Origin of the sequence: Dyella sp. (assembly GCF_035685885.1) — a bacterium.
GTDB lineage: Bacteria > Pseudomonadota > Gammaproteobacteria > Xanthomonadales > Rhodanobacteraceae > Dyella.
This window is the reverse complement of the sequence record NZ_DASRZX010000150.1, coordinates 39,006-65,937: the sequence shown is the minus strand read 5'-3', so window position 1 is coordinate 65,937 and position 26,932 is coordinate 39,006. Positions and strand designations below refer to the sequence as shown.

Annotated in this window: 24 protein-coding genes; 15 read left to right on the top strand and 9 right to left on the bottom strand. The window is 65.3% G+C overall.

What is annotated here, in order from left to right:
• The first annotated feature begins 136 nt into the window (after nucleotides 1–136).
• Nucleotides 137–322 carry a hypothetical protein gene (locus VFG49_RS17325; protein ID WP_324862853.1) on the top strand — a complete coding sequence of 62 codons (186 nt, stop codon included), beginning with the start codon at nucleotides 137–139 and terminating at the stop codon, nucleotides 320–322.
• A 237-nt stretch (nucleotides 323–559) separates the two neighbouring features.
• Here the strand turns inward: VFG49_RS17325 and queF are convergent, their stop codons facing one another.
• Nucleotides 560–1,384, bottom strand: coding sequence for an NADPH-dependent 7-cyano-7-deazaguanine reductase QueF (queF, locus tag VFG49_RS17320; protein WP_324862850.1), 825 nt, complete (start codon nucleotides 1,382–1,384; stop codon nucleotides 560–562).
• A gap of 135 nt (nucleotides 1,385–1,519) precedes the next feature.
• On the opposite strand from queF, the gene VFG49_RS17315 reads away from it, so the two are divergent.
• The 5 genes from VFG49_RS17315 to VFG49_RS17295 all read left to right on the top strand — a co-directional run bounded on the left by VFG49_RS17315 (nucleotide 1,520) and on the right by VFG49_RS17295 (nucleotide 8,410).
• A complete protein-coding gene (locus VFG49_RS17315; protein ID WP_324862848.1) occupies nucleotides 1,520–3,487 on the top strand; it encodes a M1 family metallopeptidase in 1,968 nt (655 codons plus the stop codon).
• A gap of 57 nt (nucleotides 3,488–3,544) precedes the next feature.
• Entirely contained in the window at nucleotides 3,545–5,824 is a 2,280-nt protein-coding gene (locus tag VFG49_RS17310) for a penicillin acylase family protein (RefSeq protein WP_324862846.1), read from the top strand.
• A gap of 202 nt (nucleotides 5,825–6,026) precedes the next feature.
• Complete coding sequence (locus VFG49_RS17305) at nucleotides 6,027–6,530, top strand: nuclear transport factor 2 family protein (RefSeq protein WP_324862844.1); 504 nt, start codon at nucleotides 6,027–6,029, stop codon at nucleotides 6,528–6,530.
• Nucleotides 6,531–6,821: 291 nt separating this feature from the next.
• Complete coding sequence (locus tag VFG49_RS17300) at nucleotides 6,822–7,670, top strand: sensor histidine kinase (RefSeq protein WP_324862841.1); 849 nt, start codon at nucleotides 6,822–6,824, stop codon at nucleotides 7,668–7,670.
• A gap of 2 nt (nucleotides 7,671–7,672) precedes the next feature.
• Complete coding sequence (locus VFG49_RS17295; protein WP_324862838.1) at nucleotides 7,673–8,410, top strand: LytTR family DNA-binding domain-containing protein; 738 nt, start codon at nucleotides 7,673–7,675, stop codon at nucleotides 8,408–8,410.
• An 84-nt stretch (nucleotides 8,411–8,494) separates the two neighbouring features.
• Here the strand turns inward: VFG49_RS17295 and VFG49_RS17290 are convergent, their stop codons facing one another.
• Nucleotides 8,495–8,911, bottom strand: coding sequence for a cupin domain-containing protein (locus VFG49_RS17290; protein ID WP_324862835.1), 417 nt, complete (start codon nucleotides 8,909–8,911; stop codon nucleotides 8,495–8,497).
• Between the two features lie 122 nt (nucleotides 8,912–9,033).
• Here VFG49_RS17290 and VFG49_RS17285 point away from each other — a divergent pair, with 122 nt between their 5' ends.
• On the top strand, nucleotides 9,034–10,125 hold the full coding sequence (locus VFG49_RS17285; RefSeq protein WP_324862833.1) for an oxidoreductase: 1,092 nt from the start codon (nucleotides 9,034–9,036) through the stop codon (nucleotides 10,123–10,125).
• Nucleotides 10,126–10,131: 6 nt separating this feature from the next.
• Here VFG49_RS17285 and VFG49_RS17280 read toward each other — a convergent pair whose 3' ends face one another.
• Nucleotides 10,132–10,998 (bottom strand): isocitrate lyase/phosphoenolpyruvate mutase family protein, encoded by an 867-nt coding sequence (locus tag VFG49_RS17280; RefSeq protein WP_324862831.1) that lies wholly within the window; start codon nucleotides 10,996–10,998, stop codon nucleotides 10,132–10,134.
• A 169-nt stretch (nucleotides 10,999–11,167) separates the two neighbouring features.
• Between VFG49_RS17280 and VFG49_RS17275 the strand changes: the two genes are divergently transcribed.
• The 6 genes from VFG49_RS17275 to VFG49_RS17250 all read left to right on the top strand — a co-directional run bounded on the left by VFG49_RS17275 (nucleotide 11,168) and on the right by VFG49_RS17250 (nucleotide 17,879).
• Nucleotides 11,168–11,995, top strand: coding sequence for an AraC family transcriptional regulator (locus VFG49_RS17275; RefSeq protein WP_324862829.1), 828 nt, complete (start codon nucleotides 11,168–11,170; stop codon nucleotides 11,993–11,995).
• Nucleotides 11,996–12,078: 83 nt separating this feature from the next.
• Nucleotides 12,079–12,222, top strand: coding sequence for a hypothetical protein (locus VFG49_RS17270; protein WP_324862827.1), 144 nt, complete (start codon nucleotides 12,079–12,081; stop codon nucleotides 12,220–12,222).
• A gap of 464 nt (nucleotides 12,223–12,686) precedes the next feature.
• Nucleotides 12,687–13,742 (top strand): methyltransferase, encoded by a 1,056-nt coding sequence (locus tag VFG49_RS17265; protein WP_324862825.1) that lies wholly within the window; start codon nucleotides 12,687–12,689, stop codon nucleotides 13,740–13,742.
• A gap of 190 nt (nucleotides 13,743–13,932) precedes the next feature.
• Nucleotides 13,933–14,337 (top strand): BON domain-containing protein, encoded by a 405-nt coding sequence (locus VFG49_RS17260; RefSeq protein ID WP_324862823.1) that lies wholly within the window; start codon nucleotides 13,933–13,935, stop codon nucleotides 14,335–14,337.
• A gap of 105 nt (nucleotides 14,338–14,442) precedes the next feature.
• Nucleotides 14,443–16,803, top strand: a complete 2,361-nt coding sequence (locus tag VFG49_RS17255) for a phosphoketolase family protein (protein ID WP_324862821.1) — start codon at nucleotides 14,443–14,445, stop codon at nucleotides 16,801–16,803.
• The gene (locus tag VFG49_RS17250; RefSeq protein ID WP_324862820.1) at nucleotides 16,800–17,879 is read left to right on the top strand and encodes an acetate kinase; all 1,080 of its coding nucleotides are present in this window, start codon (nucleotides 16,800–16,802) and stop codon (nucleotides 17,877–17,879) included. The genes VFG49_RS17255 and VFG49_RS17250 overlap by 4 nt, the downstream gene beginning before the upstream one ends.
• Before the next feature lie 183 nt (nucleotides 17,880–18,062).
• Here VFG49_RS17250 and VFG49_RS17245 read toward each other — a convergent pair whose 3' ends face one another.
• From VFG49_RS17245 to VFG49_RS17225, 5 genes are all read right to left on the bottom strand, one after another.
• The gene (locus tag VFG49_RS17245; RefSeq protein WP_324862818.1) at nucleotides 18,063–18,443 is read right to left on the bottom strand and encodes a potassium channel family protein; all 381 of its coding nucleotides are present in this window, start codon (nucleotides 18,441–18,443) and stop codon (nucleotides 18,063–18,065) included.
• A 64-nt stretch (nucleotides 18,444–18,507) separates the two neighbouring features.
• Entirely contained in the window at nucleotides 18,508–19,527 is a 1,020-nt protein-coding gene (locus VFG49_RS17240) for a DUF2955 domain-containing protein (RefSeq protein WP_324862816.1), read from the bottom strand.
• Nucleotides 19,527–20,645 carry an HlyD family secretion protein gene (locus tag VFG49_RS17235; RefSeq protein ID WP_324862814.1) on the bottom strand — a complete coding sequence of 373 codons (1,119 nt, stop codon included), beginning with the start codon at nucleotides 20,643–20,645 and terminating at the stop codon, nucleotides 19,527–19,529. The genes VFG49_RS17240 and VFG49_RS17235 overlap by 1 nt, the downstream gene beginning before the upstream one ends.
• Nucleotides 20,642–22,141: a TolC family protein gene (locus tag VFG49_RS17230; RefSeq protein WP_324862812.1), complete on the bottom strand. Its 1,500-nt coding sequence runs from the start codon at nucleotides 22,139–22,141 to the stop codon at nucleotides 20,642–20,644. Before VFG49_RS17230 ends, VFG49_RS17235 begins: the two co-directional genes overlap by 4 nt.
• 60 nt (nucleotides 22,142–22,201) lie before the next feature.
• Entirely contained in the window at nucleotides 22,202–23,308 is a 1,107-nt protein-coding gene (locus tag VFG49_RS17225; RefSeq protein WP_324862810.1) for an AI-2E family transporter, read from the bottom strand.
• A gap of 407 nt (nucleotides 23,309–23,715) precedes the next feature.
• Here VFG49_RS17225 and VFG49_RS17220 point away from each other — a divergent pair, with 407 nt between their 5' ends.
• A complete protein-coding gene (locus VFG49_RS17220) occupies nucleotides 23,716–24,567 on the top strand; it encodes a GAF domain-containing protein (RefSeq protein ID WP_324862808.1) in 852 nt (283 codons plus the stop codon).
• 329 nt (nucleotides 24,568–24,896) lie between these two features.
• On the opposite strand, the gene VFG49_RS17215 is transcribed toward VFG49_RS17220, so the two are convergent.
• Entirely contained in the window at nucleotides 24,897–25,889 is a 993-nt protein-coding gene (locus tag VFG49_RS17215) for an aldo/keto reductase (protein WP_324862806.1), read from the bottom strand.
• 139 nt (nucleotides 25,890–26,028) lie between these two features.
• Here VFG49_RS17215 and VFG49_RS17210 point away from each other — a divergent pair, with 139 nt between their 5' ends.
• Entirely contained in the window at nucleotides 26,029–26,928 is a 900-nt protein-coding gene (locus VFG49_RS17210) for a LysR family transcriptional regulator (RefSeq protein ID WP_324862804.1), read from the top strand.
• Nucleotides 26,929–26,932: the final 4 nt, after the last annotated feature.

Here is a 26,932-nt window from a genome sequence, read left to right as displayed (position 1 = left end):
CGTGGCGTTCTGCGTGGTGCCCGTGGTGGCGACGCTGGCATAGATATCCTTGTCCTGCGGCGCGAAGTTGCGCTGCTCCTTGCTGATGGCAAGCGAAGCGTCGACCGCGCTGCCGATCGTCACGGAAGTCACCTTGATGTCTTCCGGCTTGACGCTGGCGGACTTGCCCGACGTGCTCGCCGACGCCGGCGAGGTGGCTGCGGGCGGCGGCGTAGTCATCGCGGGCGCTGGCGCTGTGGGCGTGCTGCTGGTTGGCGCTGGTGCGGCGGGTGTTGGGGCGCTGGTGGAGGGCGCGCCGGGTGGCGGCACGTTGGTTTGCTGATCGTTCTTGCCGCATGCACTGAGCATCAGCAGGCCGGCAAGGATCGCGCAATGCAAGACCGGATTTCGTGCCTGGATTTTCATGACAAACCCCGTGGCTGGTGGCGGACTACACCTGGCGGGTCGTGCCCGTCATCCGGTGCTTCATGGAAAAACAGGCTATTACCCCGGGACTGAAGCGCCGGTTAGCAATGCCTGTTGAACATTACCTTCACGGACCCGCCATGCCGCGACGCCATTATTGCCTCGCGCCGCGCGGATTCTCCGGCGTTTCGACGCCGGTGCTGCGATACGGGTTGATGTCCAGGCCGCCGCGACGCGTATAGCGCGCATACACACTCAACTGCTGCGGCCGGCAGCGCGCCATCACGTCGACGAAGATGCGTTCCACGCATTGCTCGTGGAATTCGTTGTGGTTGCGGAAGGAGATGAGATAACGCAGCAGCCCGGCATGATCGATGCGCGCGCCGCGATAACGGATCTGCACGCTGCCCCAGTCCGGCTGCCCCGTCACCGGGCAGTTGGAGCGCAGCAGGTTCGACACCAGCGCTTCCTCGACGACGGCGTCGCCTGCCGCGGCTGTCAGGTAATCGGCGCGGGGCGGGCCGTAGTCGTCGATCTCCAGGGGCTGATCGTCCAGCAGCGTGCCTGCGAGGTCGGTCACGGCATGTCCGCGCTCGCTCGCATCGGTGAGCACGACCTGCACCGCTGCGCCCGCTGCTGCGCTGAGGTCGCGCACCAGCGTGGCGACCAGCCTATCCGCGTCGGCGACGCGCTCTTGCGAGAAGCCGTTGAGGTAGAGCTTGAACGACTTGGACTCGATGATGTTGGGTGATTCGGCCGGCACGCGGAACTCGGCCAGCGCCACCACAGGCTTGCCACGCGCATCCAGCCAGGACAGCTCGTAGGCGTTCCACACGTCCACGCCGTGGAACGGCAGCGGCAGGCTCACGCCGATCTCGTCGCGCTTGCCGCTGCGCGGGATGGGAAACAGCAGGGTAGGGTCGTAACGGTCGGCGTAGACGGTGGTCTTGCCGAGCGGGGAATGTTCGGGAGTACTCATGCCGCCATTCTACCGCCCCATGGCCGCCGGCATCGCACGAAGCTGCGCCAGTGACCATGACGATTGGCCCGGTTCACCGGCCCGGACGCTTCCTATAGTGTCCGGTGATACTGGGGAGCCGAAGGAAACCGCCCGATGAAGAAACTTGCCCTGGCTGGCCGCGTCGCGGCGGGCCTGCTTGTGGCTGGCGTTGCGCAGATGCCGGCCCATGCCGACGGTGCGGACGCCGGCTTCGACCCGCAGGCGCTGTTTGCGCCGCTCTCCCTGCCGAACCCCGCCAATGCCTTCCGCGCCGGTTCCGGCAAGCCAGGTCCGCTGTTCTGGCAGAACCGCGTGGACTACACCATCCAGGCCGAGATCGAACCCGCCACGCACACGCTGCGCGGCGACGAGACCATCACCTATACCAACCGCAGCCCCGATACGCTCGACGTGCTGTGGGTACAGCTGGACCAGAACGCATATCGCCGCGACTCGCGCGGCACGCTCACCTCGCCGCGCCCACGCAAGGAATTCACCGAGGGCTACCAGCTCGATGCCGTCGAAGTGGACGGCAAGCCAGTGCATTTCCTCGTCGATGACACGCGCTTGCGCGTGGACCTGCCAACAGCACTGGCCGGCAACGGCAAGCAGCTGAAGCTGCGCATCCGCTACCACTACACCGTGCCCGGTGTCTGGGGTGGACGCACCGCGGTGACGCCGACCAGGAACGGCGACATCTACGAGATCGCGCAGTGGTTTCCGCGCATGGCGGTGTACGACGACCTGCGCGGCTGGGACACGCTGCCCTACCTGGGTTCGGAGTTCTACCTGGAATACGGCGATATCGACTACGCCGTGACTGTGCCGTGGAATTACCTCGTCGCCGGCTCCGGCGCGCTGGTCAATCCCAAGGACGTGCTCACCACCACGCAGCAGCAGCGTCTGGTGCAGGCTGCGCAGAGCGACGCCACGGTGATGATCCGCACGCCGGAGGAAGTGAACGATCCGTCCAGCCGTCCAAAGCAGAGTGGCACGCAGACCTGGCGTTTCCACATGGACCACACGCGCGACATCGCTTTCGCAGCATCGCCCGCGTTCGTTTGGGACGCGGCGCGCATCAACCTGCCCGAGGGCAAGCACTCGCTCGCCATGTCGGTGTATCCGGTCGAGGGCGTGGGCAAGGACAAGTGGGATCGCTCCACCGAATACGTGAAGGGCGCGATCGAGCACTTTTCGTCGAAGTGGTATCCGTACCCGTGGCCGGCCGCGATCAACCTCGGCGGGCAGGGTGCGGGCATGGAATATCCGGGCATCGTGTTCGACGGTTACGAAGACAAGGGTCCGATGCTGTTCTGGATCACCGCGCACGAGATCGGCCATACCTGGTTCCCGATGATCGTGGGCTCGGACGAGCGTCGCCACGCGTTCATGGACGAAGGCTTCAACACCTTCATCGACGTGTACGCGTCCGATGCGTTCAACAAGGGCGAATTCGCACCCAAGCGCGATAGCGAATACGCGCCCAAGGGCGGCAACCCGGTTGACGAGATCCTGCCGCTGCTGGCCGATGCCAACGCGCCGACGATGATGGCGCCGGCCGACTCCGTGTCCGAGAAGTACCGCCACTCGGTGAGCTACTTCAAGGGCGCGCTCGGCCTGGTGCTGTTGCGCGAACAGATCCTCGGACCCGAGCGTTTCGATCCTGCGTTCCGCAAGTACATCGCCACGTGGGCGTACCACCATCCGTCGCCGTCCGACTTCTTCCGCTTCATGAGCAGCGAGGCGGGCGAGGATCTCTCCTGGTGGTGGCGCGGCTGGTACCTCAACAACTGGCAGCTGGACATGGGCATCACGGCCGCCAGCTACGTCGACAACGACCCGGCGAAGGGCGCGGTGGCGACGCTGGCGAGCAGGCAGAAGCTGGTGATGCCTGCCACGCTGCGCATCGATTTCGCCGATGGCACGCACGAGGACACTCGCGTTCCAGTTGAGGCGTGGCGCCAGAGCGCGACGCCGAAGCTGGCGCTGCACACGAGCAAGCGCATCAGCAAGCTCACGCTCGATCCGGATCACAAGTTGCCGGATGCGGATCGGGGCAATAACAGCTACGCGATGCCGTAATTTTCTGGCTCGTCATCCCGGCCCTTGCCCCCTTTGTGGCGCGCCGGGATGACGGGAATGACATTCCTATCCGGCGTGAAGTGGGCGCCTGGCGCCCATGCCAACCCTGTGAGGTACGACGTGGTGACAGGCATTTCTTCTTCCCGCTTTCTCAAAAGCGCGCTTAACCCGCTGTCGTTCGCTGCTCTGCTTGCACTGGGCTTGGTCACACCAGTCCACGCGGCCAGCTCTGACGCATCCCGCTGGCAAGCCGAAGCCAAGGCCGTCAACATCACGCGCGACGACTGGGGCATCGCCCACGTACACGGCAAGACCGATGCCGACGCGGTATTCGGCATCGCCTATACGCAGGCCGAGGACGACTTCAATCGCGTCGAGACGAACTATCTCAACTCGCTCGGCTGGCTGGCGCAGGCGGAAGGCGAGCAGGCGATCTGGTCGGATCTGCGGCAGCAGTTGTGGATCGATTCCACCGAGCTGAAGCGTCTCTACGCGAAGAGCCCGGCGTGGCTGCAGACGTTGATGAATGCCTGGGCCGATGGCCTCAACTACTACCTCGCCACGCATCCGGACGTGCATCCGCGCGTGATCGCCCACTTCGAGCCGTGGATGGCGTTGAGTTTCAGCGAGGGCAGCATCGGTGGCGACATCGAGCGCGTGTCGCTCAAGGACCTGCAGGCGTTCTACGGCAAGACCGACGACAAGGTGGCCTTCGTCGACACGCCGTCGAGTTGGGTCGAGCCCACCGGCTCCAACGGCATCGCCATCGCGCCCAAGCTCACGGCCGATGGCCACGCGCTGCTGCTGATCAACCCGCACACCTCGTTCTTCTTCCGCTCCGAACTGCAGATGAGCAGCGATGCCGGGCTCGATGCCTATGGCGCGGTGACCTGGGGCCAGTTCTTCATCTACCAGGGGTTCAACAGGCACATCGGCTGGATGCACACCTCGACCACCGCCGACGTGGTGGACGAGTTCGCCGAGACGATCTCACGCGATGGCGGCAAGCTGAGCTACCGCTACGGCAAGGAACAGCGTCCGGTGACGACGCGCGAGATCCGCGTGGCCTATCGCAAGGCCGACGGCTCGATGGGCGAGCGCACGTTTACCACCTACGCCACGCATCACGGCCCGGTGGTGCGCGAGAAGGACGGCAAGTGGATCGCCACCGCGCTGATGAACAAGCCGATGGAAGCGCTGGAGCAAAGCTGGCTGCGCACCAAGGCCAAAGACTTCGGCAGCTTCATGAAGATCGCCGAGCTCAAGGCCAACTCGTCCAACAACACCATCTTTGCGGACGACAAGGGCGACATCGCGTACCTGCACCCGCAGTTCATCCCCAAGCGCGACAACCGCTTCGACTACACCAAGCCCGTGGACGGCAGCGATCCCGCCACCGACTGGCAGGGCCTGCTGCCGCTCGACGGCGCGCCGCATCTGCTCAATCCGGCCAACGGCTGGATCATGAACACCAACAACTGGCCGTACTCCGCCGCTGGCGCCAACAGTCCCAGGCGCGAGAACTATCCGCGCTACATGGACAGCGTGGGCGAAAACCCGCGCGGCATCCACGCCACCATGGTGCTGAGCGACAAGCACGACTTCACCATGGCCTCGCTGATCACGTCCGCGTTCGACTCGTACCTGCCGGCCTTCGCGCGCCAGCTGCCGATCCTGATCGGTGACTACGATGCATTGCCCGCCACCGATCCGTTGAAGAAGAAACTCGCCGGCCCCATCGCGCTGCTGCGCGGCTGGGACTATCGCTGGGGCATCGCTTCCATGCCGACCTCGCTGGCGGTGTTCTGGGGCGACACGCTGTGGGATGAGTTGGACAAGTCCGATGCGGCGGAAAGCCTGTCGGTCTACGACATCATGGCGGAAAAAGCCGGCCCGAAGGCGCGCCTGGGCGCGCTGGCGGAAGCGGCCGATCGCCTGGAGAAGGATTTCGGCAGCTGGGGCGTGCCGTGGGGCGAAGTGAATCGCTACCAGCGCCTCAACGGTGAACTGCAGCAGCCGTTCGATGACGGCAAGCCGAGCATCCCGGTGCCGTTCGTCTCATCGCGCTGGGGTTCGCTGGCCTCGTTTGGCGCACATCGCTGGCCGGGCACGCGCCGCTACTACGGCACCAGCGGCAACAGCTTCGTCGCCGTGGTGGAGTTCGGCGACAAGGTACGCGCCCGCGCCATCACCGCCGGCGGCGAAAGCGGCCATCCGGATTCACCGCACTTCAACGACGAAGCCGAGCGCTACACCACCGGCAACCTGCGCAAGGTGTACTTCTGGCCGGAAGACCTGCAAGGCCACGTCGAGCGGACGTATCACCCGGGATCGTGATGCCACGTGGTGGCTACGGACTGCTGCATGAGAATCGGCGGCGGAAGCTTCGTCGAAGAAAAGTTTCCGCCGCGGTTGCGTAGGCGTGCCCGTGCGGAAACGACTTACCGCACCCCGGGCACGATCCGCCGCATAACGCTGGCTCCCTGATTCGGCGCTGGGCGTAATAGCGCCTGTCGCCAACCGCCAAGGGAGTTGCACCATGAAGCCAGTCTGGCCCGTATGGGGTTTTGTCGCCCTGTTCGCCTTGCCGCTGCACGCCGCGGAGCACGCCGTCGGCTCTCATGCCGCCGACAGCTCGCAGATCCGGCAACTGGTCGAACGCTTCAAGGGCGCCATCCGCGCCAGGGACGGCGAGACGATGCACAGTCTGTTCCTGCCCGGCGGCTCATGGTTGCAGGGCCTGGACAAGGCATCGCTTGCCAAGGTGCGCACCAGGGAGCCCAAGGCGAGGCAGTTCATCCCGGGCAACTACGAGCAGTTCGCCAAGTTCGTCGGTTCGTCGCCGAAGCCGATCGAGGAGACCTTCGACAACGTCCGTATCGAGACCGATGGCGTGGTCGGTACCGTGTATTTCGACTACCGCTTCCTCGCGGATGGCAAGGTCACCAACCACGGTGCGGAAACCTGGCAGCTGGTGAACACCGACGATGGCTGGAAGATCAGCGCGATGCTGTTTTCGGTCGTGCTTGATGACAATCCTTGACAGGGGATATACGGTGCATCGAGCGTCCACCGGCACGGGCGGCGCACTACGAGTATCGGGATGACGCGCGCTCCGTTCACCGGGCAGTCGGCAGGGCTGCCATTGAAGGTCTCACTGTTGGCCGCTCTTCCCGTTGCGATGTGCATGGGCGTCATGGCGCTGCCCGAACTCGGCCACGCGTACGCGGGCGCATTTCGGGCTTTCTACGCGGCAACGTTCCTGGCTTGGGTCCTTCCACTCTGCCTGTTGCAGCGTTGCATGTGGGAACGCGGTACCCGGGCTCGCACCGCCATGCCACTTTTGCTGCTGGCGACCTACGTGCCCTCGGTGATCAACAACGCCATCGCCCAGGCCGCCGCGGTGCATTGGAAACTGGTGCCGGCTTTTTCGCTTCAGCGCGCCTTTGCAGGACTGGACGGCTGCTGGCTGGCACTTATCGCCTACTGCGCCATCCACGCGCTGCTGCTCCACTACAACGCGTTGCAGCACTCGCGTCAGCGCGAGGCCGAGGCCGTGGCGCTGGCGCGCGAGGCGGAGTTGCGCGCGCTTCAGTACCAGTTGCACCCGCACTTTCTCTTCAACACCCTCAACAGCATCTCTGCCCTGGTGGCCGGTGGGCGCGGAGGCGATGCCAATCGCATGATCGCCCGGCTCGGCGACCTGTTGCGGGCCACGCTGGAACGCAGCGAGCAGCGCGAGGTGCCCCTGGCCGAGGAGCTGTCGCTCACCGAGCACTATCTGGATATCGAGAAGGCCCGGCTCGGCGCGCGCCTGCAGGTCGCGCTGCACCTGGGGCCGGGACTGCTGCAGGCACAGGTGCCGCCGCTGCTGCTGCAACCCCTTGTAGAGAACGCCATCCGCCATGGCATCGCCCTTCGCGCAGAGGGTGGCGCGATGCGCCTCAACATCGAGAGTGAGCAGCATCTGCTCCGCATCGAGCTGCACAACGATGGTGTTCCCGCCTCGTCGGATGAGCGCGCGCAGCGATCGACCGCGATCGGCCTGGCGAATGTGCGTCAGCGCCTGGGGACGCTCTATCCCGGCCAGCACAGCGTGAGCTTCCAGGTGAACCAGGAAGGCGCCTGCACGGTTTGCCTGATGCTGCCCTTGCGCCTCGCCAGTCCGGCGACGGCACGCTAGGCATGCAGCGCATGATGCGCGTGATGGTGGTGGACGACGAACCGTTGGCTCGCGAAGGCGTGCGTGCCCGGGTGGCCGCGCACAAGGACCTCGATTGGGTGGGCGACGCGGGCGACGGCGATGCCGCCGTGCGGGTGATGGAGCGGTTGCAGCCGGACCTGGTATTCATGGATGTGCAGATGCCGGGCATCAGCGGCATCGACGCGTTGCGCAGTATCGCGCCGGAGCGGCGCCCGCTCGCGATTCTCCTGACCGCCTACGACCAGTTCGCCGTGTCGGCCTTCGAGTTGCCCGCGCTGGACTATCTGCTCAAGCCCATCGACGACCTGCGCTTTCGGGAGTCGCTGGATCGCGCGCGCGCGGCCATGCGCCACCGCGCTCACAACGACGCCTCGCCGCAGCGGCCGTGGGCCGAGCGCTTCTCCATCAGGGTAGGGCAACGCATCGTCATCGTCGATGTGAATGACGTGGACTGGATCGAGGCCCACGACGACTACGCCGGCCTGCATGTCGGCTCGCAGATGTATCTGCTGCGCGAGCCATTGCACCAGCTCAGCCAGCGACTCGATCCACGCCGGTTCATGCGGGTGCACCGCTCCGCCATCGTCTGTATCGATCGTGTGGCGGAGCTGGAGTCACTCTCCAATCGCGATTGCCTGCTCCGCCTGAAAGACGGCACGCCCCTGCGTGCCAGCCGTACCTATGTCGACTCGCTGCGCGCTGCCCTGGCGGCGCGATGAACTCAACCACTCATCGTCATCAAGCCAGGCGCCTTCGCGGTCTTGACGTGCTTCGCGCCGTCGCCATCCTGTGGGTGAACATGGCTACTTCACCGGCTCGGCCAGCGGCTTGCCCTTGTCGATGATCCATGTCGACAGCGCCGTACCGCCGTCGCCGCCGGGCGCGGCGGCCAGGCTGTGCACGGCGCCGCGTGGGTTGAAGAAGTGGTCGCCCGCTTTCAGTACCTGGTCGGGCTGGCCGCGTGTCTTCAACACGAGGTTGCCCCGCAGCACGTAGCCCGATTCATCGCCATCGTGCATGTGCCAGCCGATTACGGCGCCGGCCGGAAGCTCCGCCGTGCCGATGATGATTTCCTTGCCCGGCACGCCGCTCTGGTCGTGCTTGTCGAGCACGGTGCGCTTGGCTTGCGGCGCGTTGGCGGGCGTGTCCTGTGCATGTGCTGCGACACCCAGGCTGAGCGTGGCGATCAGGGCTCGGGCGGCGACGGAGCGGGTCGGCATGGCGGCTTTCCTGATGGACGGACGCGCGGATGGTGCGCGTCGCGTTGTTAGAGCCACGCGAAATCACAGGGGCGTGATGGCCATGGCATACCATGGTGGGCCAGCCATCTCTATGGACGCCCATGAAAGACCAGCCATCCCTGCGCGTCGCCCTGGTCGGCTACGGCTATGCCGGCAAGACCTTCCATGCCCCGCTGATCCGCAGCGTGCCCGGACTTGAGCTGGCCACCGTGGTATCGCGCGATCCAGGCAAGGTGCATGCGGATATTCCCGACGTGACCGTGGTGGACGATGCGCGCGCTGCGTTCGCCGATGCCGCCATCGACGTCGTCGTGATCGCCTCGCCCAACGACACGCATGAGCCGCTGGCTCGCGCGGCGATGGAGGCGGGCAAGCATGTGGTGGTCGACAAGCCGTTTGCGCTCGATGTGGTGCAGGCACGCGCATTGGCCGAGGTTGCCGCGCGCGAGCGGCGCGTGTTGTCGGTATTCCAGAATCGTCGTTGGGACAGCGATTTCCTTGGTGTGCGCAAGCTGATGGAGGATGGCTCGATCGGCGAGGTGACCCACTTCGAGTCGCACATCGACCGCTTCCGTCCCCAGGTGCGTGCTCGCTGGCGGGAGCAGCAAGGCCCGGGCAGTGGCGTGTGGTACGACCTGGGTCCGCACCTGATCGACCAGGCGCTGTTGCTGTTTGGCGTGCCCGGGCGCGTGCTTGCCAGCCTGGCCGTGCAGCGCGATCACGGCGAAGTCGCCGACTGGGCCCACGTGGTGCTCGAATACGGCCGCCGCCGCGTGATCCTGCAGGCCAGCATGCTGGTCGCGGGTGGCAGCCCACGCTTCACCGTGCATGGCACGCGCGGCAGCGTGGTAAAGCCACTGGCCGATCGACAGGAAGCGCAACTGCTGGCCGGCATGTCGCCGGGCGCGCCGGGTTGGGGCGACGATGCCGATGACTTACTGCTTCACGATGGCGACGGGCAGGTGACGCGCATGCCATCGCGACCGGGTGACCAGCGTCGCTACTACATGGCATTGCGCGATGCGGTGCGCGGGCAGGGCGACAATCCCGTATCGCCGCAGCAGGCGATCTCGGTGATGGCGGTGCTTGAGGCCGCCATCATCTCCGCCGCGGAGGGTCGTGCCGTGGCGCCTTCGCTGTCCGATGCCGAACGGGCGGCGTGGAACGGCGGGCTTGTCGATACGCGTGCGTGACGGCTTTCAGGCAAGCGCGTCGGCCACGATGCGTTCGTGCCGGGGAAACAGATTGTTGGCCTCCGACACCGACATGAGATGATCCGCCATAGTGTCGTAGCGGCCTTCCTCCAGCGCTTCGCGTGCGATGCGTGCGAGGTGCGCCATGGTCGCCTGCATCGGGCCGCAACCCAGGCTGATGCGTCGTACTCCCAGTTGCCGGAGCGTGGATACCGACGGGGCGCCCGCGTAGCCGACGTACGCATTGAGCGGCACCGGCAGCTGCTGTGCCAACTGCGCGATCTCGGCCGGATCAGCGAGGCCAGGTACGAAGATGCCATCGGCGCCTGCATCCACATACACCAGCGCGCGCTTCAGGGTTTCGGCGAACCGTGCCTCGCCCGACGCAAGCGCGATATACGTATCGATGCGCGCGTTGATGAAGAAGGACAGATCGTGGTCGCGCGCCACGGCGCGTGCCGCCGCGATGCGTTCCACCAGGTCGCTGGCCGCCCTGAGTTCACCCGATTCCGGCGCGATGCCATCCTCGATGTTGATGCCCACCACGCCCAGCTGGATCAGTGCGTCCACCAGGGCGCCGGTCTCGTTCGCGTCGCGCCCGTAGCCATGCTCGATGTCGACCGTGACTGGCACGGCGACGGCGCGGCAGATGCGACGGCATGCGTCGAGCAATTCCGCGACGGGCAACTGCTCGCCATCGGCGTAACCCAGCGACCAGGCCATGCCTGCGCTGGTGGTGCCGATGGCACGGGCACCGCCGGATTCCACGATCCGTGCACTGGCGACATCCCATACGTTGGTGAGCACCAGCGGCTCGGCCGCGTCGTGCAGCTGTCGGAAGGCTTCGGCGCGTGCCTGTTGCGAGGAATTCATGGAGAGGTTTCCGGTAAGCCCGCCAATCGGGTGCATCAAGGAGACCACGGGCGGCACGAGGGGGCTGTCAGAATCTTTAGCTATCCATCGTTGGCACGCGCGATGCCGGCAAGGGCTTGCTAAGCTCGTCGCTCCCACGGCCGTCGTGAAGCCTTCCAGGCGCCACCGCATGTCGAGCCTCACCGCACAGATCCTGTTGTCGACGGAAACGATGGTCCTGCGGGACGTGCACTGCGATGGTCAGTGCCGGCATCGCAGTGCGGAAGAGTGCGCTTCGGCGACCCAGCTGGTGTTTCCCTATCGCGGTGTCTACCTGCGCTATGTGGGTTCGGACCAGTCGGTGGCCGATGCCAACCACGTGCTGTTCTTCAATGCACACGAGGGCTATCAGGTCAGCCACCCGCTGGACGGCGGCGACGCATGCCTGTCGCTGAGTCTCAACGAAAGCCTGCTGGCCGAACTGGCGCCGCGCCCGTTGCTGCAGGGTCAGGACAAGCTGGCATTCGGCGTGCAGTCGCAACGCATCGATGCCCGGGCACAGGCGCTGGTGGCCTTGCTTCGCCATCACCTCGCGCAGGGCAGCATCGAGGCGCTGGAGGCGGAAGCGCTGGTGCTCACCATGGTGGGCCGCAGTCTGGGTCCACGCACCTCGCGATCGCCGGCATCCACCCATGCGCGCCGACGCCTCGCCGACCGTGTGAAGGTGTTGCTGGCCAGCGACCTTTCCCGACGCTGGACGCTGGCCGAGATTGGCCAGGAGATCGGTAGCTCGCCGGTCTATCTCACCCAGGTGTTTCGGCAGGTCGAAGGCATGCCGCTGTATCGCTACCAGTTGCAGCTTCGCCTCGCGCGCGCTCTTGACCTGATGCCCGATTGCGATGACCTTTCGGCACTGGCCGCGGAACTGGGTTTTTCCAGCCACAGCCATTTCACCAGTGCGTTCCGCCGTGCCTATGGACGCTCGCCTGCCGACTTCCGTCGATCCACCCAGGCGTAACGGCTAAAGAATGTGACAGCGCGTGACTGGCCGCGCGTGGTCTCCTGAACCTGCCCATTGCGGGCCCCACCAGGAGACAAGCCATGAACGAGAAGACCTGTGCTGTTTGCGACTACGCGCTGGACGATTCCGCCATCCAGGTGACCATTGGTGGTCGGGTAGTGGAAGTGTGTTGTGAGGAATGCGCCGAGAAGCTGCGCGAAGCCAGCGCCAAGGCGAGTCGCTGACAGTCCCTGGCACCCGCGCTCTGCCGGTTTTGGGAGGGCGCGGGTGTCGTGGCATGGAATGCGCAGATGCGCTCGCGCATCGAATCCCTCGGCGAAAGATGCGGTTTTGGCGCTGGTCTTAGGTCATACGACTTCGCTTTCCGCCCTTGCTCCCTGCACGCCAGATTTCGTCAGCAGACCCATCGACAACGATGCGCATGTCGTACGCATGCCGCACAACCACTTCGAAACCGCTGTTTTCAAGCGAATCTCGCGATGCGGTGACTGCATCGCGGATGGATATGAAACAGCTGCCGCGATCGAACCAGGCGCGGCCTATGGCTTACGGCGGAACGTCGAAAGTCATCTTTTTCGCGTGGCGTGGCGTCGCTAGATTCGCGCCTCCACCACAACCCACGTAACTCGTATGGCGCGCAATGACAGGGGATTGGCGCACGAAGACGTGTCAATCCTCTGGAGGCTTCATGTACGTTTCGCACGACACCCACGCCCTGCCCGACGGGCATGCGCACACCAACACGCCAACGCCTGATCACCTGCTGCAGCTGGGCCTGGGCTTCTGGGCATCCAAGACGGTGCTCTCCGCCGTTGAACTGGGCCTGTTCACCCATCTCGCCAAGGGCAGCCGCTCGGCGGTGGACATCGGCGTGGCGCTGCGGCTGCACCCACGCTCGACGCGCGATTTCCTCGACGCGCTGGTGGCACTCAAGCTGCTCACGCGCACCGACGGCCGCTACGCCAATGCACCCGATGCCGATCTCTTCCTCGACAAGGCCAAGCCGAGCTATGTCGGCGGTCTGCTGGAGATGGCCAACAACCGGCTCTATCGCGACTGGGGCTCGCTGAGTGACGCGCTGCGCACCGGCCAGCCGCAGAACATGGCCAAACCCGGCCAATCGCCGTTCGAAGTGCTCTACAGCAACGAGGAAGGGCTGCGCGAATTCCTGCAGGCGATGAGCGGCGTCAGCCTCGGCGCGGCGCGCGCCATGGCCGAAAAATTCCCGTGGCAGGATTACCGTACCGTCATCGACATCGGCGCCGCCCAGGGTGCGCTGCCGGTGCAGGTGGCGCTGGCCCATCCGCATCTGCGCGGTGGTGGCTTCGACCTTCCGGCAGTGGGCCCGATATTCGACGAGTACGTCGCCTCGCATGGCCTGCAGGACCGCCTGCGCTTCTACCCGGGCGACTTCTTCGAGGAAGCCTGTCCCACTGCCGACGTGCTGGTGATGGGACACATCCTGCATGACTGGAATCTTCCCCAGAAGCGCGCATTGTTGTCCAAGTGCCATGACGCGTTGCCGGAAGGCGGCTGCCTCATCGTGTATGACGCGGTGATCGATGATGATCGCAGCCAGAACGCGTTCGGCCTGCTGATGAGCCTGAACATGCTGATCGAAACGCAAGGCGGTTTCGATTACACCGGCGCGCAGTGCAGCGACTGGATGCGCGACGCCGGTTTTCGAGAGGTTCGCGTCGAGCCGCTCGTCGGCCCGGATTCGATGATCATCGGCATCAAGTGACCGTTGCCCGGATGCGGGGAGTCTGCCATGTCAGGCCCTCGCATCCCGGGCGAAGCGGCATCGCGCTGCCGCGGGCAAGCCCCTCGCGCATTGCCACGGGCGGCGGCGCCGCATCGATTCCACGCACGGTTCACGGCCGCTGGCGGCTAATACGGCACGCACCCAGCGCCCTGAACCAGGAGGCCGCGTCATGTCTTTCCGTCCCGCTGTTGCCGCCAGCATGCTGGCATTGATCGTCGCCACGCAGGCCGACGCGTCACAGACCACGATGCCCGCATCCGCGCGCTCCAGCAATCCTGCGGCGGACATGGTGCAATCGCAGGTCGATCCGTTGCGCGCCACCCGTCCGGCAACACCTGCCGACGAACAACTGGTCAAGGCGATCCAGCAATCGATGGGAAGCCAGCCGCTGCTCGCCAACGAAGTGAAGAACATCACGGTGATTGCATCCGAGGGCGCCATCGTCCTGCGGGGACTGGTGGCGAACGAATTGGCCAAGGCCAGGGCGGACGAAATCGTGCGCAACGTCCAGGGCGTGAAGGAAGTCACCAACGAACTGGATGTGAAGCCGCGCGTCATGGCACCTACCCGCTGACCATCGCACCAGGCATGCAAGCGGAATTCGTCATCGATCGATGACAGTGCCTGCACGCGCGCATGGGCACCATCGGCGCTTCCCCTGTGGCACGAGCCAGGCGCCATGACGACGCTCGATATCGCCCTGCTGGACAAGATGCATCGGTATTGGAATGCAGCGAACTACCTCACGGTGGGACAGATTTACCTGCGCGACAACCCGCTGCTGGAACAACCGCTCACGCTGGATCACGTCAAGCAACGGCTGCTCGGTCATTGGGGTACCACGGCCGGCCTCAACTTCATCTACGTGCACCTGAACCGGGTCATCAAGCAGTACGACCTGGACATGATCTACGTGATCGGTCCGGGCCATGGCGGCCCGGGACTGGTTGCCAACAGTTACCTGGAAGGTTCCTACACCGAGACCTATCCGCGCGTCGGCCGCAATCGCGAAGGCCTGTGGCAGCTGTTTCGCCAGTTCTCCTGGCCGTATGGCATTCCCAGCCACGTGGCGCCGGAAACGCCCGGTTCCATCCATGAAGGCGGCGAACTCGGTTACTCGCTGTCGCACGCCTTCGGTGCGGCGTTCGACAACCCCGATCTCATCGTCACCTGCATCGTGGGCGACGGCGAAGCGGAAACCGGGCCGCTCGCCACCAGCTGGCATTCGAACAAGTTCCTCAATCCGGTGCGCGATGGCGCGGTGCTGCCGATCCTGCACCTCAACGGCTACAAGATCGCCAATCCGACGGTGCTGGCGCGCATCGGCAACCGCGAACTGAAATCGCTGTTGGTGGGCTACGGCTACGATCCGCTGTTCGTGGAGGGACACGAGCCCGACCTGATGCATGCCGCGTTCGCCGCTGCACTGGACAGCTGCATCGGGCGCATCCGCCGCATCCAGCGCAAGGCACGACGCGGCAGCGCCGCCGAGGCGCAGCGTCCACGCTGGCCGATGATCGTGCTGCGTTCGCCCAAGGGCTGGACCGGACCCAAGGTGGTGGACGGCCTGCCGGTGGAGGGCACCTGGCGTGCACACCAGGTGCCGCTGTCGGACATGAGCAAGCCGGGGCATCTGGCCATCCTCGAACAATGGATGCGCAGCTACAAGCCGCATGAACTGTTCGACGGCAACGGCACGCTGATCGAAGAACTTGCTGCGCTGGCGCCCACCGGGGAGCGACGCATGGGTGCCAATCCCCATGCCAACGGCGGGCGCCTGCTGAAGCCACTGCACATGCCCGACTTCCGTGACTACGCGCTGCGTTTCGAGCGGCATGGCGAGCTCAAGGCGGAATCCACGCGCAATCTCGGCCGCTGGCTGCGCGAGGTGATGGCGCTCAACATGGCCAACGCCAACTTTCGTCTGTTCGGTCCGGACGAAACCGCATCGAACCGGCTGGATGCCGTGTACGCCGCGAGTGCAAAGACCTGGCTCGACCCGCGCCTGGACACGGACGTGAACCTGGTGCCCGATGGGCGCGTGATGGAAATGCTCAGCGAGCACCAATGCCAGGGCTGGCTGGAAGGCTATCTGCTGACGGGCAGGCACGGCCTGTTCAATTGCTACGAAGCCTTCATCCACATCATCGACTCGATGTTCAACCAGCACGCGAAGTGGCTGAAGGTGACGAAGCAGATTCCCTGGCGCGCGCCCATCGCATCGCTCAACTACCTGCTCAGTTCGCTGGTGTGGCACCAGGACCACAATGGCTTTTCGCACCAGGATCCGGGTTTCATCGACCACGTCGCCAACAAGAAGGCGGAGATCGTTCGCATCTATCTGCCTCCCGACGCGAACACGCTGCTGTCGGTCACCGATCACTGCCTGCGCAGCCAGCAGTACGTCAACCTCATCATCGCAGGAAAGCAGCCGGAGTGGCAGTGGCTGGACATCGACGCCGCCGTGGCGCATTGCACGGCGGGCGCCAGCATCTGGGAGTGGGCCGGCAATGCCGACGGCGAGCCCGACGTGGTGATGGCCTGCGCAGGCGACGCGCCGACGGTGGAAACACTGGCGGCGGTGATGCTGCTGCGCGAGTACGCGCCCGAGCTGCGCGTGCGCGTGGTGAACGTGGTGGACCTGCTCACCCTGGAGACTTCGGACGAGCATCCGCACGGCATGGAGCATGGCGAGTTCGACCGGCTGTTCACGCGCGACAAGCCGGTGATCTTCGCCTTCCACGGTTACCCCGGCATCGTGCACAAGCTCACCTATCGCCGCGCCAACCACGACAATCTCCATGTGCGTGGCTACAAGGAGGAGGGCACCACCACCACGCCGTTCGACATGATGGTGCTCAACAACCTGGATCGCTTCCAGCTGGCGCTGGACGTGATCAATCGCGTGCCGAAGCTGGAGCACCTGCGCGAGCATGCGCGCCAGCGCTATTGGAGCGACATCGAGCGTCACAGGCTCTACGTGAGCGAGCACGGCGTCGACTTGCCCGAGATCCTTCACTGGCAGTGGCAGGCGGCATGAACATCCTGGCGTTGAATGTCGGGTCCTCATCGCTGAAATTCGACGTGTATGAGGCGCGCGGCGCCGAGCCGGCGCGCCTGCTGGAAGGAAGCATCGACACCCGTGGCGATGCACAGATCTTGCGCTATCGCGGCAAGGGCGCGTGGAGCGAGCACCGCCTGCACGAGGGCGATCATGCGGACGCGCTGGAAGCGCTGATGTCCTTGCAGTCCATCGCCGCTCCGGACGCCGTGGCCCATCGCGTGGTGCACGGTGGGCCGTGGTTGCGCGAGCACTGCGTCATCGATGCGCAGGTGCTGTCGCGCATCGAAGCGGCAGCGAACTTCGCACCCTTGCACGTGCCGCCGGCGCTCGCATGGATCCGACGCGCTGCGAGGGCATTTCCGCACGCGAGCCAAGTGGCGTGCTTTGACACCGCGTTCCATCACCCGTTGCCCGAGCTTTCACGCGTGCTGCCGGTACCGCGAGAGCTGCTGGCGAAGGGCGTGGAGCGCTTCGGCTTTCACGGCTTGTCCTGTGAATCGATCCTGCGCCAACTCGACGGTGCGGTGCCGGAGCGGCTTGTCATCGCGCACCTGGGCAGCGGCGCCAGCGTGACGGCGGTGCAGGATGGACGCTCGGTGGATACCAGCATGGGTCTTACGCCCACAGGCGGCATCATCATGGGTACGCGCCCCGGAGATCTCGATCCGGGCGTGATGCTGTTCCTGCTGCGCCAGGGTCATTGCACACCGGACCAACTGGAAGACCTGCTGGAACATCGCTCGGGCCTGCGCGGCATCTCAGGCTTCAGCGCTGATGTGCGCGAGCTGGCCGAGGCTTCCGATCATCCCTCGGCCGCGCTGGCGCTGGCGCAGTTCGCCCGGTCCGTGGCGAAGGGAGTCGCTGCGATGGCCGTGATCATGGGCGGGATCGACGCCCTCGTGTTCACCGGTGGCATCGGCGAGCACCACGCCCCGACGCGCGAGCACGTGATGACCCTGCTTCACCCCTGCTTCCCCTCGCTGGCGTCTCACGTACTTCCCTCGCAGGAAAACCTCATGATGGCGCGACACGCGGTGGCGCTGCTCGCCTGATGCGCGGCTCAATCCGTGGTTGCAACCGGCCGCGTTGCCGTGGCGCGCACCAGCGCTGCCGGAAGAGCCGGGTTCGGGAAAGGCGTGTTGATGACCTCATCCGGGTGACACGCCAGTGATGGCGCGATGCGCGGCGTGCCTAAGCCGAGACGTGACAGGGCAGTCACCGCCATGGCACCGCGACTATTCTGCCGCGGTGGCCCTTCGCGCCGCTTCCTGCACACCGCGTACGGCCGCAGCGACCACCAGACCCGTCATCAGCAATCCGATCAGGCCAAGCAGCAGCGCATCGATGCGCCCAAACACGGTGGTGGGCACCACGTCGCCGTAGCCGATGGTGAGCGCGGTGATCGTGCAGAAATAAATGGTTTCACCCAGCGGCGAGGCGCTTCGATCGGAGGTTTCGACCGGGCCGCCGAAGTAGTACATCGCCACGGTCAGGGTGACGAACAGCAGCAGCAAGCCGGCCATGATCGCCCGCAGGTACCACATGGTCCTGGCGAACTCGGCCAGCATGACGCCGGGCCTCAGGTGACGGGGCGGTGCACTCTTGTTCATTCCCATGGTGAAGGCCTCCTTTCGCGTATCGCTTGCCCGTGTCGTTGCGTGTTCGATGCGGATACTGGCCTCATCGCCATCGGGGGCGCCTGTCCAGCAGTTGCAGCATCAGGCACGCGTAAAGCGTGACGGCAATGAACAGGCCCATGCGGACCGCAAAAGCCGTATAGACGTCCTTTCCGGCAACGCTGTCCTGGACCGACTGCCCCAGCAGGATGATCAGCGTGACCCAGGCATTGAGCCAGAAACCCGGTGTGTATCGCGTCCTGCTGAGCGCATAGAGCTTGCGTGCGATGAGCAGACCGAACAGCAGCATCCACAGGAAGAACATCCACAGGTGCACGAACCATTTGAGGGCAAACCAGAACACGATGGCCAGTGCGCCGCCGAGCAAGGTCGAACCCAGCAGTTCACGCGCCGCATGGCGGGCGCTGGTCGTGCAGCTCTGCCTGCCCAGGCTCACCGACTTCATGATGATCGGCATGTAGCTCGCCGGATCGACCAGCGCAAGCAGGAATGCCGGAAGCACCACCAGCGCAGCCCGCAAAGCCAGGCGCACGGTCTGTGCGTTCGGCAGCGTCGGCGAAGTGGCTGGCCTGGCAATCGTGGGTGGTTCGGGAAAGAGCCAGTGGCCAAGCGCCAGCGCGACGATGGCGAGCAGGAGACCTTTGGCGAGTGCACCGACAACCGACATGGCCAGCTGGAAATCGGCCGTGCCCGCTGCCGAGATCATGGTGAGACCGGCGGCGAGAAAGGTCGATACCAGCGGGTTGCCGCCGCGCAAGCCGTAGCGGAAGGCAAGGAACAGGCCCAGCCCCACCAGCAGCAGTCCGCTTATCGGGTAATGGCGAAGCAAGGGGACAAGCAGCAGCCCGCTGCCGGTGGTCAACGCCACCAACACGACCAAGCCAAGGCTGGCGCGCAGCGACAGCGGGCGATTGACGGATGCAAACAGGAACACGGCAAACACAGGCGCCATGACGGGAATGGACAAGTCCAGTGCGAAACTGGCCGCGAGGCATGCGGCCGTGCCCGTCGCCAGTCGCAGCGCACGCAGCCCGAGCAATTGGCGCTGGCTGGTCGTCATCATCAGTAGAGATAGGAGAGCCAGCTCATCACGCGCAGGAAGCCACGGCCCAGCGGATTGAGCGGATTGCCCTGCGTCGGGAAGGCCATGACTTCGGCCTGGCCTCCGACGCGCACGTCGCGCGCCGGTATCGACTCACCGGGCGCGAACTCGACGATCACCGGAAAGCGTTGCGCGGGCCGCAGCCAGTCACGACTGTTCTGCACCGTGGGCAGTCCACCGGGTGGCGCGCTCTGGCCGACGCTCACACCTTGGCCGATGCTGCGTACGCGCCCCTGGAAAAGTTCGCCGGGCCGCGAGTCCAGCGCAATGGACACAGGCGTGCCGGGCTGGAGATGGCCGAGATTGTTCTCGGTCATGTCCGCGCTCACCCAGACGTCGTGGTTGGCGATGAGCGTCATCACCGGCGTGCCGGCCGCGGTGAACTGGCCGATATCCGTGCGCAGGTCCGTGATCAATCCTGCCGAGCGCGCGCGTACCCTGACGTTTGCCAGGTCGAGCCGGGCTTTCTCCAGGGCGGCTGCCGCGCTGCGCAACTGCGCGTTGTCCGCCTCGCCGCCGCCCTGTGTCTCCTTGGCACGCTCCACTTCGGCCAGCGCAGCGCTCACCTGGCTGATCGCCTGCTCATGCGTCGCACGGGCCACTTCCAGGCGGCGCAGTGAAATGGTGCCCTGGTCTTCGCGATAAAGCCGTTCGAGACGATCGCTGTCCTGGCGCGCCTTGACCTCGTTGGCGATGGCTGCACGCAACGACGCGCTGGCCGAATCGATGCCGGCCGTGCTGGCGCCCACCTGGCGGCGCGTGGTTTCAAGATCCGCGCGTGCGCGGTCCGCGGCGATCCGGTACTGCTCGGGGTCGACCTCGAACAGCACGTCGCCCGCCTTGACCTCCTCGTTGTTGTGCACGAGCACGCGCGTTACCCGCCCCGATACTTCCGCAGCCACCGGTATCACGAAGGCCTGCACACGCGCCTGTTGCGTATAGGGCGTGAAGCGATCGGCGAGCAGATACCACAGCAGGCTCAGGCCGATCAGGATGAGCACCCACTTCACGGCCTTGCCCGAAGGTTCGGCCTCGGGCGTTGCCTGTGTGGCGGAAGACGGTGACGATGCGTCGCTCATCGCGAGTGCCGTCCCGATGGTTCCGGCGCCGGCGCACTCGCTTCGTTGAACAGGTCGCCCCAATCGGTGCGCTGCTGCATCTGTTCGCGCGTGGCCGGATCAACCAGTGGCTGCTCCGTGTGCCAGCCGCCGCCCATGGCCTTGTACAGGGCAATCAGGCTTCCGACCGCGTTGCTGCGGTTGACCACATACGCGTCCTGCTCGGCGGACAGCGCGCGTTGCGCGTCGAGTACGCGCTGGAAGTCCGAATATCCCTCGCGGTAGATCGTGTTGGCGAGGGTGAGTGAACGTCGTGCCGCCACTTCGGCATCGTGCAGGATGCGATCGCGCTGCAGCGACGAGATCAGGCTGCTGGCGGCATCGTCAGCCTCGCGGGCGGCTTCGCGCACCGTGCCCTGATAGGTGACAACCAGTTGCTGCAGCCGCGCGTCCTGGACACGCACGTTGTTGGTGATGCGTCCGTGGTCGAACACGTTCCAGGTGACGCTGGGCCCAACGGCGAGGGCCAGCGCACTCGACGCGCCGGCAAGCGAAGAGGCGCTCCATGCCAGCGTGCCGAGCAGGGTCACCGACGGATACAGGTCGGCCTTGGCCACGCCGATGAGCGCCGACTGCGACGCCATCTGCTGTTCGGCCGCACGCACATCGGGACGGCGAAGCAGCAAGTTGGCGGGCACGTCCTGCAGCACGGCGCGGTCGACGAGCGGAATGACGGCCACCTTGTCGGGCTGCTCGTCCAGTTCCGGCAGCGGACCGGGAGCGCGGCCGAGCAGGATGGACAACGCGTGGCGGGCAAGCAGGATCTGGTTCTCGAAATCCGGAATGCTGCTCAGCGTGCTCAGGTATTGCGTCTTGGCCTGCTGCCAGTCCAGTTCATCGCTCTCGCCACTCCGGAAGAGGCGCTCGGTGATCTCGAAGCTGCGCTTTTGCAGTTCGCTGTTTTCGCGCGCGATGCGAAGACGCGCTTCGGCCGTGCGCAAGGTGAAGTAGGTGTCAGCCACCTGTGCGTGCAGCAACACCAGCGCGTCATCGCGATTGGCCTGCGAGGCGAAATAGGCGGCATCCGCCGATTCGATCGCGCGCTGGAAGCGACCCCAGAAATCCAGTTCCCAGCCGATGTTGAAACTCGCGCCGTATTGCCAGGCACCGGGCACGGATGGTGTGCTGCCGCCGTGCGTGCGGGTTTTGGAGTACAGCGCATCGGCGCCGATTTGTTGCACCTGCGGATAGCGCCCGGCGAGCGCAATGCCCAACTGTGCGCGGGCCTCCAGCACGCGCAAGCCTGCAAGTTTCAGATCCGGATTGCCGGCATCCGCTTCGGCGATGAGGCGTTCGAGGTTGCGATCGTCGAATACCTGCCACCACTGGCCAAGATCCGGCTGCGCGTGCTGCGTGGTCGCCTGCTCGATGGCAGCGCTGCTCCAGTGGTCGCTGCCTTCCTCATGCTGCGGATGGAAATCCGGGCCTACCGTCGCGCAGCCGGCAAGGCAGGCCATGGCGGGCAGCAACAAGCGTCTGGAACAGGCAGGCGAAGGCACGGCGCATGTCCGGCCACATCAGACCTGCGGCGGCGCATCGGGCGGCGGCTCGATCCGCGGCTGGTCCTCGACCCAGCGCCAGAAGAGCTGATAGCCGACCGCGAGCACCACGGGACCGATGAACAATCCAATCACGCCGCCGGTCACCATGCCGCCCAGCGCGCCGATCAGCACCACCGGCATCGGCACATCGACACCACGTCCCAGCAGCAGCGGCTTGAGTACGTTGTCGGCCAGGCCCGCGACGAAGACGTAGATCGCGAACACGATCGAGCCGACGGTGAAACCCTCGGTGGCGAATACGAAGATGATTACCGGAATGGTGATGAGCGTGGCCGGCAACTGCATGATGCCGAGCAGCAGCACGGCCAGCGCCAGCAGCCCCGCACCCGGGATGCCCTTGATGACGAAGGCGATGCCGACCAGCAGCATCTGGATGAAGGCGATGCCCACCACGCCCTGGGCAACCGCGCGGATGGTGGCCGAACAAAGTTCGGTGACCCTGGGACCACTTTCCGGCCCGAAGATGCGCGATGCGATCTGTATGGCACGACGGCGGCATTCCTCGCCATAGGCCATGAAGATGCCCGAAATGATCAGCGCGAAGATGAAGATCAGCAGCCCCGTGCCGATGCCGGTGGCAGCGCCGAGCAAGGCCGTGCCGATGCCTTTGAGCTGTGGCGTGAATTTCTGCAGCAACCCGGTGATATCGGTGGAAGCCTGCAGCCACAGCGCATACACCTTGCCGCCAACGAGGGGCCATGCCGCCACGGACTCGGAGGGCGGAGGAATGCGCACGCCGCCGGTCTTGGCCATCTCCATCGCATGCTCCAGGGAATCGACCAGCGCGACGCCGAGCAGGTAGGTGGGCACGGTGATGACGATCAGCGACACCAGCACGATCACGGTTGCCGTCAGGCCATTCTTGTTCGCCAGCCTTCTTCGTAGCCGCAGGTGCAACGGATAAAGCGCGATTGCCAGGATCAGCGACCACACCAGCAGGTTGGCGAAGGGATAGAAGATGCGGAAGCAGGCCAGGGCGAGAAGGAAGATCAACCCGGCCCGGATCAGCACATCGAGCATTCCCCGGGAAAGCGTCTTTTCGGAAATCGGCGTGGGCAGCATCGATGATCTCCTTGCGCGTTGCGGCAGAGATATCCGAGCGACAGGCGTGGCGAGCGATGCGACGGCGCGGTGCGAGCGTTGCGAAGTTCCCCGTGTGCAGCGTCACGCCGTGGTTTGGCGGTAAATAAGTCTAGATCACTGTCGATGGCGGAACAACGTTTTCCACGGCTCAGTGGATGATGGAGGCGGCTGCACGAAAGCTTGCGCATGGAGCTCACCATCATCCGATCCGTGGGTTCGTACTGGCTCTACGTAGATTTACGTACCCAGGACCGTTGCGTGCATCAACCTTGAAACACCATGGCTGCGGCGCTGCGCGATGCCGGCGCCATCCCGATGAAAAAGCCGACCGGTTGTCGTGCGGTTGGCGCATACTGCGCGCGAAAGCGGGCAAGGGGAGAGCAGTCATGTCAACGACCTCACAGGACGCCACGCCCGGTTATGCGTGGCCGCCTTCCGTCGTGGGCTTTGACATGCCATCGCCCGTCGCGGGTACCGAGGGCGAAGGGGAGCCGGTGATGGTGGCCTTCCTGAGTAACCGCCCGGATCACTACTGGGTCGAAGCCTTCGTTTCGGAGGTGGGCGAGTTCAAGTCGCGCCACAAGTTGCTGGATGTGCGCATCGACTATCGCTGTCTGGTCATTGCCGGTTCCCAAACGCAGCTGCGCCACCTCACCACGGAACTGCGCAACTTCGTTCAACGCGTTTCGCGCATCAGCCTTCAGCGGCGCGTGATGGATCGGCTGGCGCCGAGGGATGCCTCCACACCATCGGACGCAGACCATGCGGCGGCCGTTCGCGACGTGAACATGGTGGCGCACATGCCGGGCATCGCTGCCATTCTCGAAGCGGTATCGCGGGAGACAGGCATGCGTTTCGCCACGGTGGCCCGCGTCACCGATACGCGCTGGACCGCTTGCGCGGTGTACGACACGATCAACTTCGGATTGCACGCCGGGCAGGATCTGGCCCTGGAAACCACCATCTGCAACGAGATCCGCCAGCACGGCCGCACCGTGGTGTTCAACCACGCGAGTACCCATCCCGTCTATTCGCGCCATCCCACGCCCGCGCTGTATGGCTTTGAAAGCTACATCTCGGTGCCGATCTATCGGGCCAACGGCCAGTTGTTCGGCACGCTGTGCGCGGTGGACCCGGAACCACGGCAGCTGGACCCGGCCACCGTGCAGAGCCTCGAAAAGTTTGCGCGCGCGATAGGCGAGGAGATCGATCGCGCCGACGTGCCGTGGCACGCCTGAGCCGGCCTGTTCATTCGTTCCGCTTCGTCTCGCGCGTGGAAACCGGACGCAGGAAGGCATCCGCCATGACGTCGGCGGACGTTGGAAAAGCGGTGCGGGAGCGAGTGCAGGGTCGTGGCCCCGCCCATGAAAAAGGCCCCCTTGCGGGGGCCAGTGAGCCGGATCTAGGGGGTGACCGGTCCGGGTGTCGGCGTTCGTGGAAACGGTCGACGGGGGTAGGCTGCCGGAGCTCTTGAGTTTGCGGTGTAAGCCGAAACCTACGAGCGGGGTAGGTTCGCGGAGCGCTGCGTGTCAGCTCGCGAAGGCTTCACGGACACGCAGCGGCAGCCTCAGACATTGACCATGCGCATCATGGATTCGACGTAGCGTGCACCGGCGACAGCATCGGCCGGGAACACGGCGTCGATGGCTTCCAGCTCGTCGCTGCTCAGCGTCACGTCCATGGCGACCAGGTTTTCGTCCAGTCGGTCGCGGCGCTTGGTGCCGGGAATGCCGATGACTTCCTTGCCCTGCGCCAGCACCCAGGCCAGGGCGAGCTGAGCCGGCGAGCAGCCCTTTTCGTCGGCAATCGACTGTACCTTCTGCACCAGCTCCAGGTTGCGGTAGAAGTTGTCGCCCTGGAATCGCGGGCTTTGACGGCGATAGTCGTCGGCGTCGAAGTCCTCTGGGCTGGCGAAGGCGCCGGTAAGGAAGCCACGACCCAGCGGCGAGTAGGCCACCAGGCTCACACCGAGCCGGCGGCAGGCTTCGGCCATGCCGTTTTCCTGCGGATCGCGTGTCCACAGCGAAAACTCCACCTGCAGTGCCGCGATGGGGTGCACTTTCACGGCGCGCTCCAGCGTGGCCGCCGACGCTTCGGACAGGCCGAGGTGGCGCACCTTGCCTTCCTTCACCAACTCGGCCATGGCGCCCACGGTGTCCTCGATCGGCACGTTGGGGTCCACGCGGTGCTGGTAGTACAGGTCGATGTGGTCGGTGCCCAGGCGCTTGAGGCTGGCTTCGCAGGAGGCGCGTACGTAGGCCGGGCTGCCGTTGACGCCGCGGCGGGCAGGGTCGTTGGGGTCGCGCACGATGCCGAACTTGGTGGCGAGAAACGCCTGGTCGCGGCGATCGCGGATGGCCTTGCCCACCAGCACTTCGTTGATGTGCGGGCCGTACACGTCCGCCGTATCCAGCAGGTTGATGCCGCGTTCCAGCGCGTGGTGGATGGTGGCGATGGATTCGGCGTCGTCGCGCGAGCCATAGAAGTCGCTCATGCCCATGCAGCCGAGGCCGAGGGCGGAAACGGAGGGGCCGTGCTTGCCGAGCTGTCGCATTTGCATCGGGAGTTCCTTGGCGAGGGGAGAGGAGGTAGACGTGTATTCTTCGGCATGACGGCCTGCCGATAAATGCTCAATAATCGCCATGTCTGTTGTTGAAATGCCCAACAATGGAGCGGCTTGGCCAGCCAAGGAACCCCTGATGGATCGTCTGCAAGCCATGCGGGTATTCACGCGGATCGTCGAGCTGGGCAGCTTCACGCGCGCCGCCGACGACCTCAGCCTGCCGCGCGCCACGCTCACCCACACCATCAAGCGGCTGGAGGAGCGCGTGGGTGCGCACCTGCTGCAGCGGACCACGCGGCGCGTGCGTCCCACGCGCGACGGCGAGGTGTACTACAACCATTGCGTGCGGCTGCTGGCCGATCTCGATGCGGTGGAAGCCGATTTCCGCGAGGCGGCCGTGGTGCCCAAGGGGCGCCTGCGCATCGACCTGGCGTCGTCGCTGGCGCGCAAGGTGTTGATTCCCGCGTTGCCGGACTTCTTTGCCCGCTATCCGCAGATCGAGCTGGACATCGGCACCAGCGACCGTTTCATCGACCTGGTGCAGGAAGGCGTTGATTGCGTGCTGCGCGCGGGTGACCTGCCCGATTCGACCATGGTCGGTCGCCGCGTCGCCAACCTGTCCCAGGCCACCGTCGCCAGCGCGGACTACGTGCGCCGCCACGGCAACCCGCAAACGCTGGCGGACCTGCACAACGGTCACGTGGCGGTGAACTGGGCCTCGCCCACCACGCGCCGGATCACGCCGCTGGAGTTCGTGGTGGGCCGGCGCGTGCGCGAGGTGGTGTTGCCTTCGCCGGTGACGGTGAGCGGCACCGAGGCGTATGTCGGCTGCTGCGAAGCAGGGCTGGGCATCGCGCAGTTCCCGCGCTATCGCGTGGAGGAAGCATTGGCGAACGGCCAACTGGTCGAGCTGTTGCCGTCGATGCCGCCGCCGTCGTTCCCGGTCAGCGTGCTCTATCAGTCGCAACGACAGCTGCCGCTGCGCCTGCGCGTGTTCATCGACTGGGTGGCCGAGGTCATCGGCGCGATCCGCTAGCGGA

Bases quoted from the DNA above. Each gene is read 5' to 3' on its own strand.
- VFG49_RS17325 (WP_324862853.1), top strand. From the start codon at position 137: ATGTCTTCCGGCTTGACGCTGGCGGACTTGCCCGACGTGCTCGCCGAC.
- queF (WP_324862850.1), bottom strand. From the start codon at position 1,384: ATGAGTACTCCCGAACATTCCCCGCTCGGCAAGACCACCGTCTACGCC.
- VFG49_RS17315 (WP_324862848.1), top strand. From the start codon at position 1,520: ATGAAGAAACTTGCCCTGGCTGGCCGCGTCGCGGCGGGCCTGCTTGTG.
- VFG49_RS17310 (WP_324862846.1), top strand. From the start codon at position 3,545: ATGACATTCCTATCCGGCGTGAAGTGGGCGCCTGGCGCCCATGCCAAC.
- VFG49_RS17305 (WP_324862844.1), top strand. From the start codon at position 6,027: ATGAAGCCAGTCTGGCCCGTATGGGGTTTTGTCGCCCTGTTCGCCTTG.
- VFG49_RS17300 (WP_324862841.1), top strand. From the start codon at position 6,822: ATGCCACTTTTGCTGCTGGCGACCTACGTGCCCTCGGTGATCAACAAC.
- VFG49_RS17295 (WP_324862838.1), top strand. From the start codon at position 7,673: ATGCAGCGCATGATGCGCGTGATGGTGGTGGACGACGAACCGTTGGCT.
- VFG49_RS17290 (WP_324862835.1), bottom strand. From the start codon at position 8,911: ATGCCGACCCGCTCCGTCGCCGCCCGAGCCCTGATCGCCACGCTCAGC.
- VFG49_RS17285 (WP_324862833.1), top strand. From the start codon at position 9,034: ATGAAAGACCAGCCATCCCTGCGCGTCGCCCTGGTCGGCTACGGCTAT.
- VFG49_RS17280 (WP_324862831.1), bottom strand. From the start codon at position 10,998: ATGAATTCCTCGCAACAGGCACGCGCCGAAGCCTTCCGACAGCTGCAC.
- VFG49_RS17275 (WP_324862829.1), top strand. From the start codon at position 11,168: ATGTCGAGCCTCACCGCACAGATCCTGTTGTCGACGGAAACGATGGTC.
- VFG49_RS17270 (WP_324862827.1), top strand. From the start codon at position 12,079: ATGAACGAGAAGACCTGTGCTGTTTGCGACTACGCGCTGGACGATTCC.
- VFG49_RS17265 (WP_324862825.1), top strand. From the start codon at position 12,687: ATGTACGTTTCGCACGACACCCACGCCCTGCCCGACGGGCATGCGCAC.
- VFG49_RS17260 (WP_324862823.1), top strand. From the start codon at position 13,933: ATGTCTTTCCGTCCCGCTGTTGCCGCCAGCATGCTGGCATTGATCGTC.
- VFG49_RS17255 (WP_324862821.1), top strand. From the start codon at position 14,443: ATGACGACGCTCGATATCGCCCTGCTGGACAAGATGCATCGGTATTGG.
- VFG49_RS17250 (WP_324862820.1), top strand. From the start codon at position 16,800: ATGAACATCCTGGCGTTGAATGTCGGGTCCTCATCGCTGAAATTCGAC.
- VFG49_RS17245 (WP_324862818.1), bottom strand. From the start codon at position 18,443: ATGGGAATGAACAAGAGTGCACCGCCCCGTCACCTGAGGCCCGGCGTC.
- VFG49_RS17240 (WP_324862816.1), bottom strand. From the start codon at position 19,527: ATGATGACGACCAGCCAGCGCCAATTGCTCGGGCTGCGTGCGCTGCGA.
- VFG49_RS17235 (WP_324862814.1), bottom strand. From the start codon at position 20,645: ATGAGCGACGCATCGTCACCGTCTTCCGCCACACAGGCAACGCCCGAG.
- VFG49_RS17230 (WP_324862812.1), bottom strand. From the start codon at position 22,141: ATGGCCTGCCTTGCCGGCTGCGCGACGGTAGGCCCGGATTTCCATCCG.
- VFG49_RS17225 (WP_324862810.1), bottom strand. From the start codon at position 23,308: ATGCTGCCCACGCCGATTTCCGAAAAGACGCTTTCCCGGGGAATGCTC.
- VFG49_RS17220 (WP_324862808.1), top strand. From the start codon at position 23,716: ATGTCAACGACCTCACAGGACGCCACGCCCGGTTATGCGTGGCCGCCT.
- VFG49_RS17215 (WP_324862806.1), bottom strand. From the start codon at position 25,889: ATGCAAATGCGACAGCTCGGCAAGCACGGCCCCTCCGTTTCCGCCCTC.
- VFG49_RS17210 (WP_324862804.1), top strand. From the start codon at position 26,029: ATGGATCGTCTGCAAGCCATGCGGGTATTCACGCGGATCGTCGAGCTG.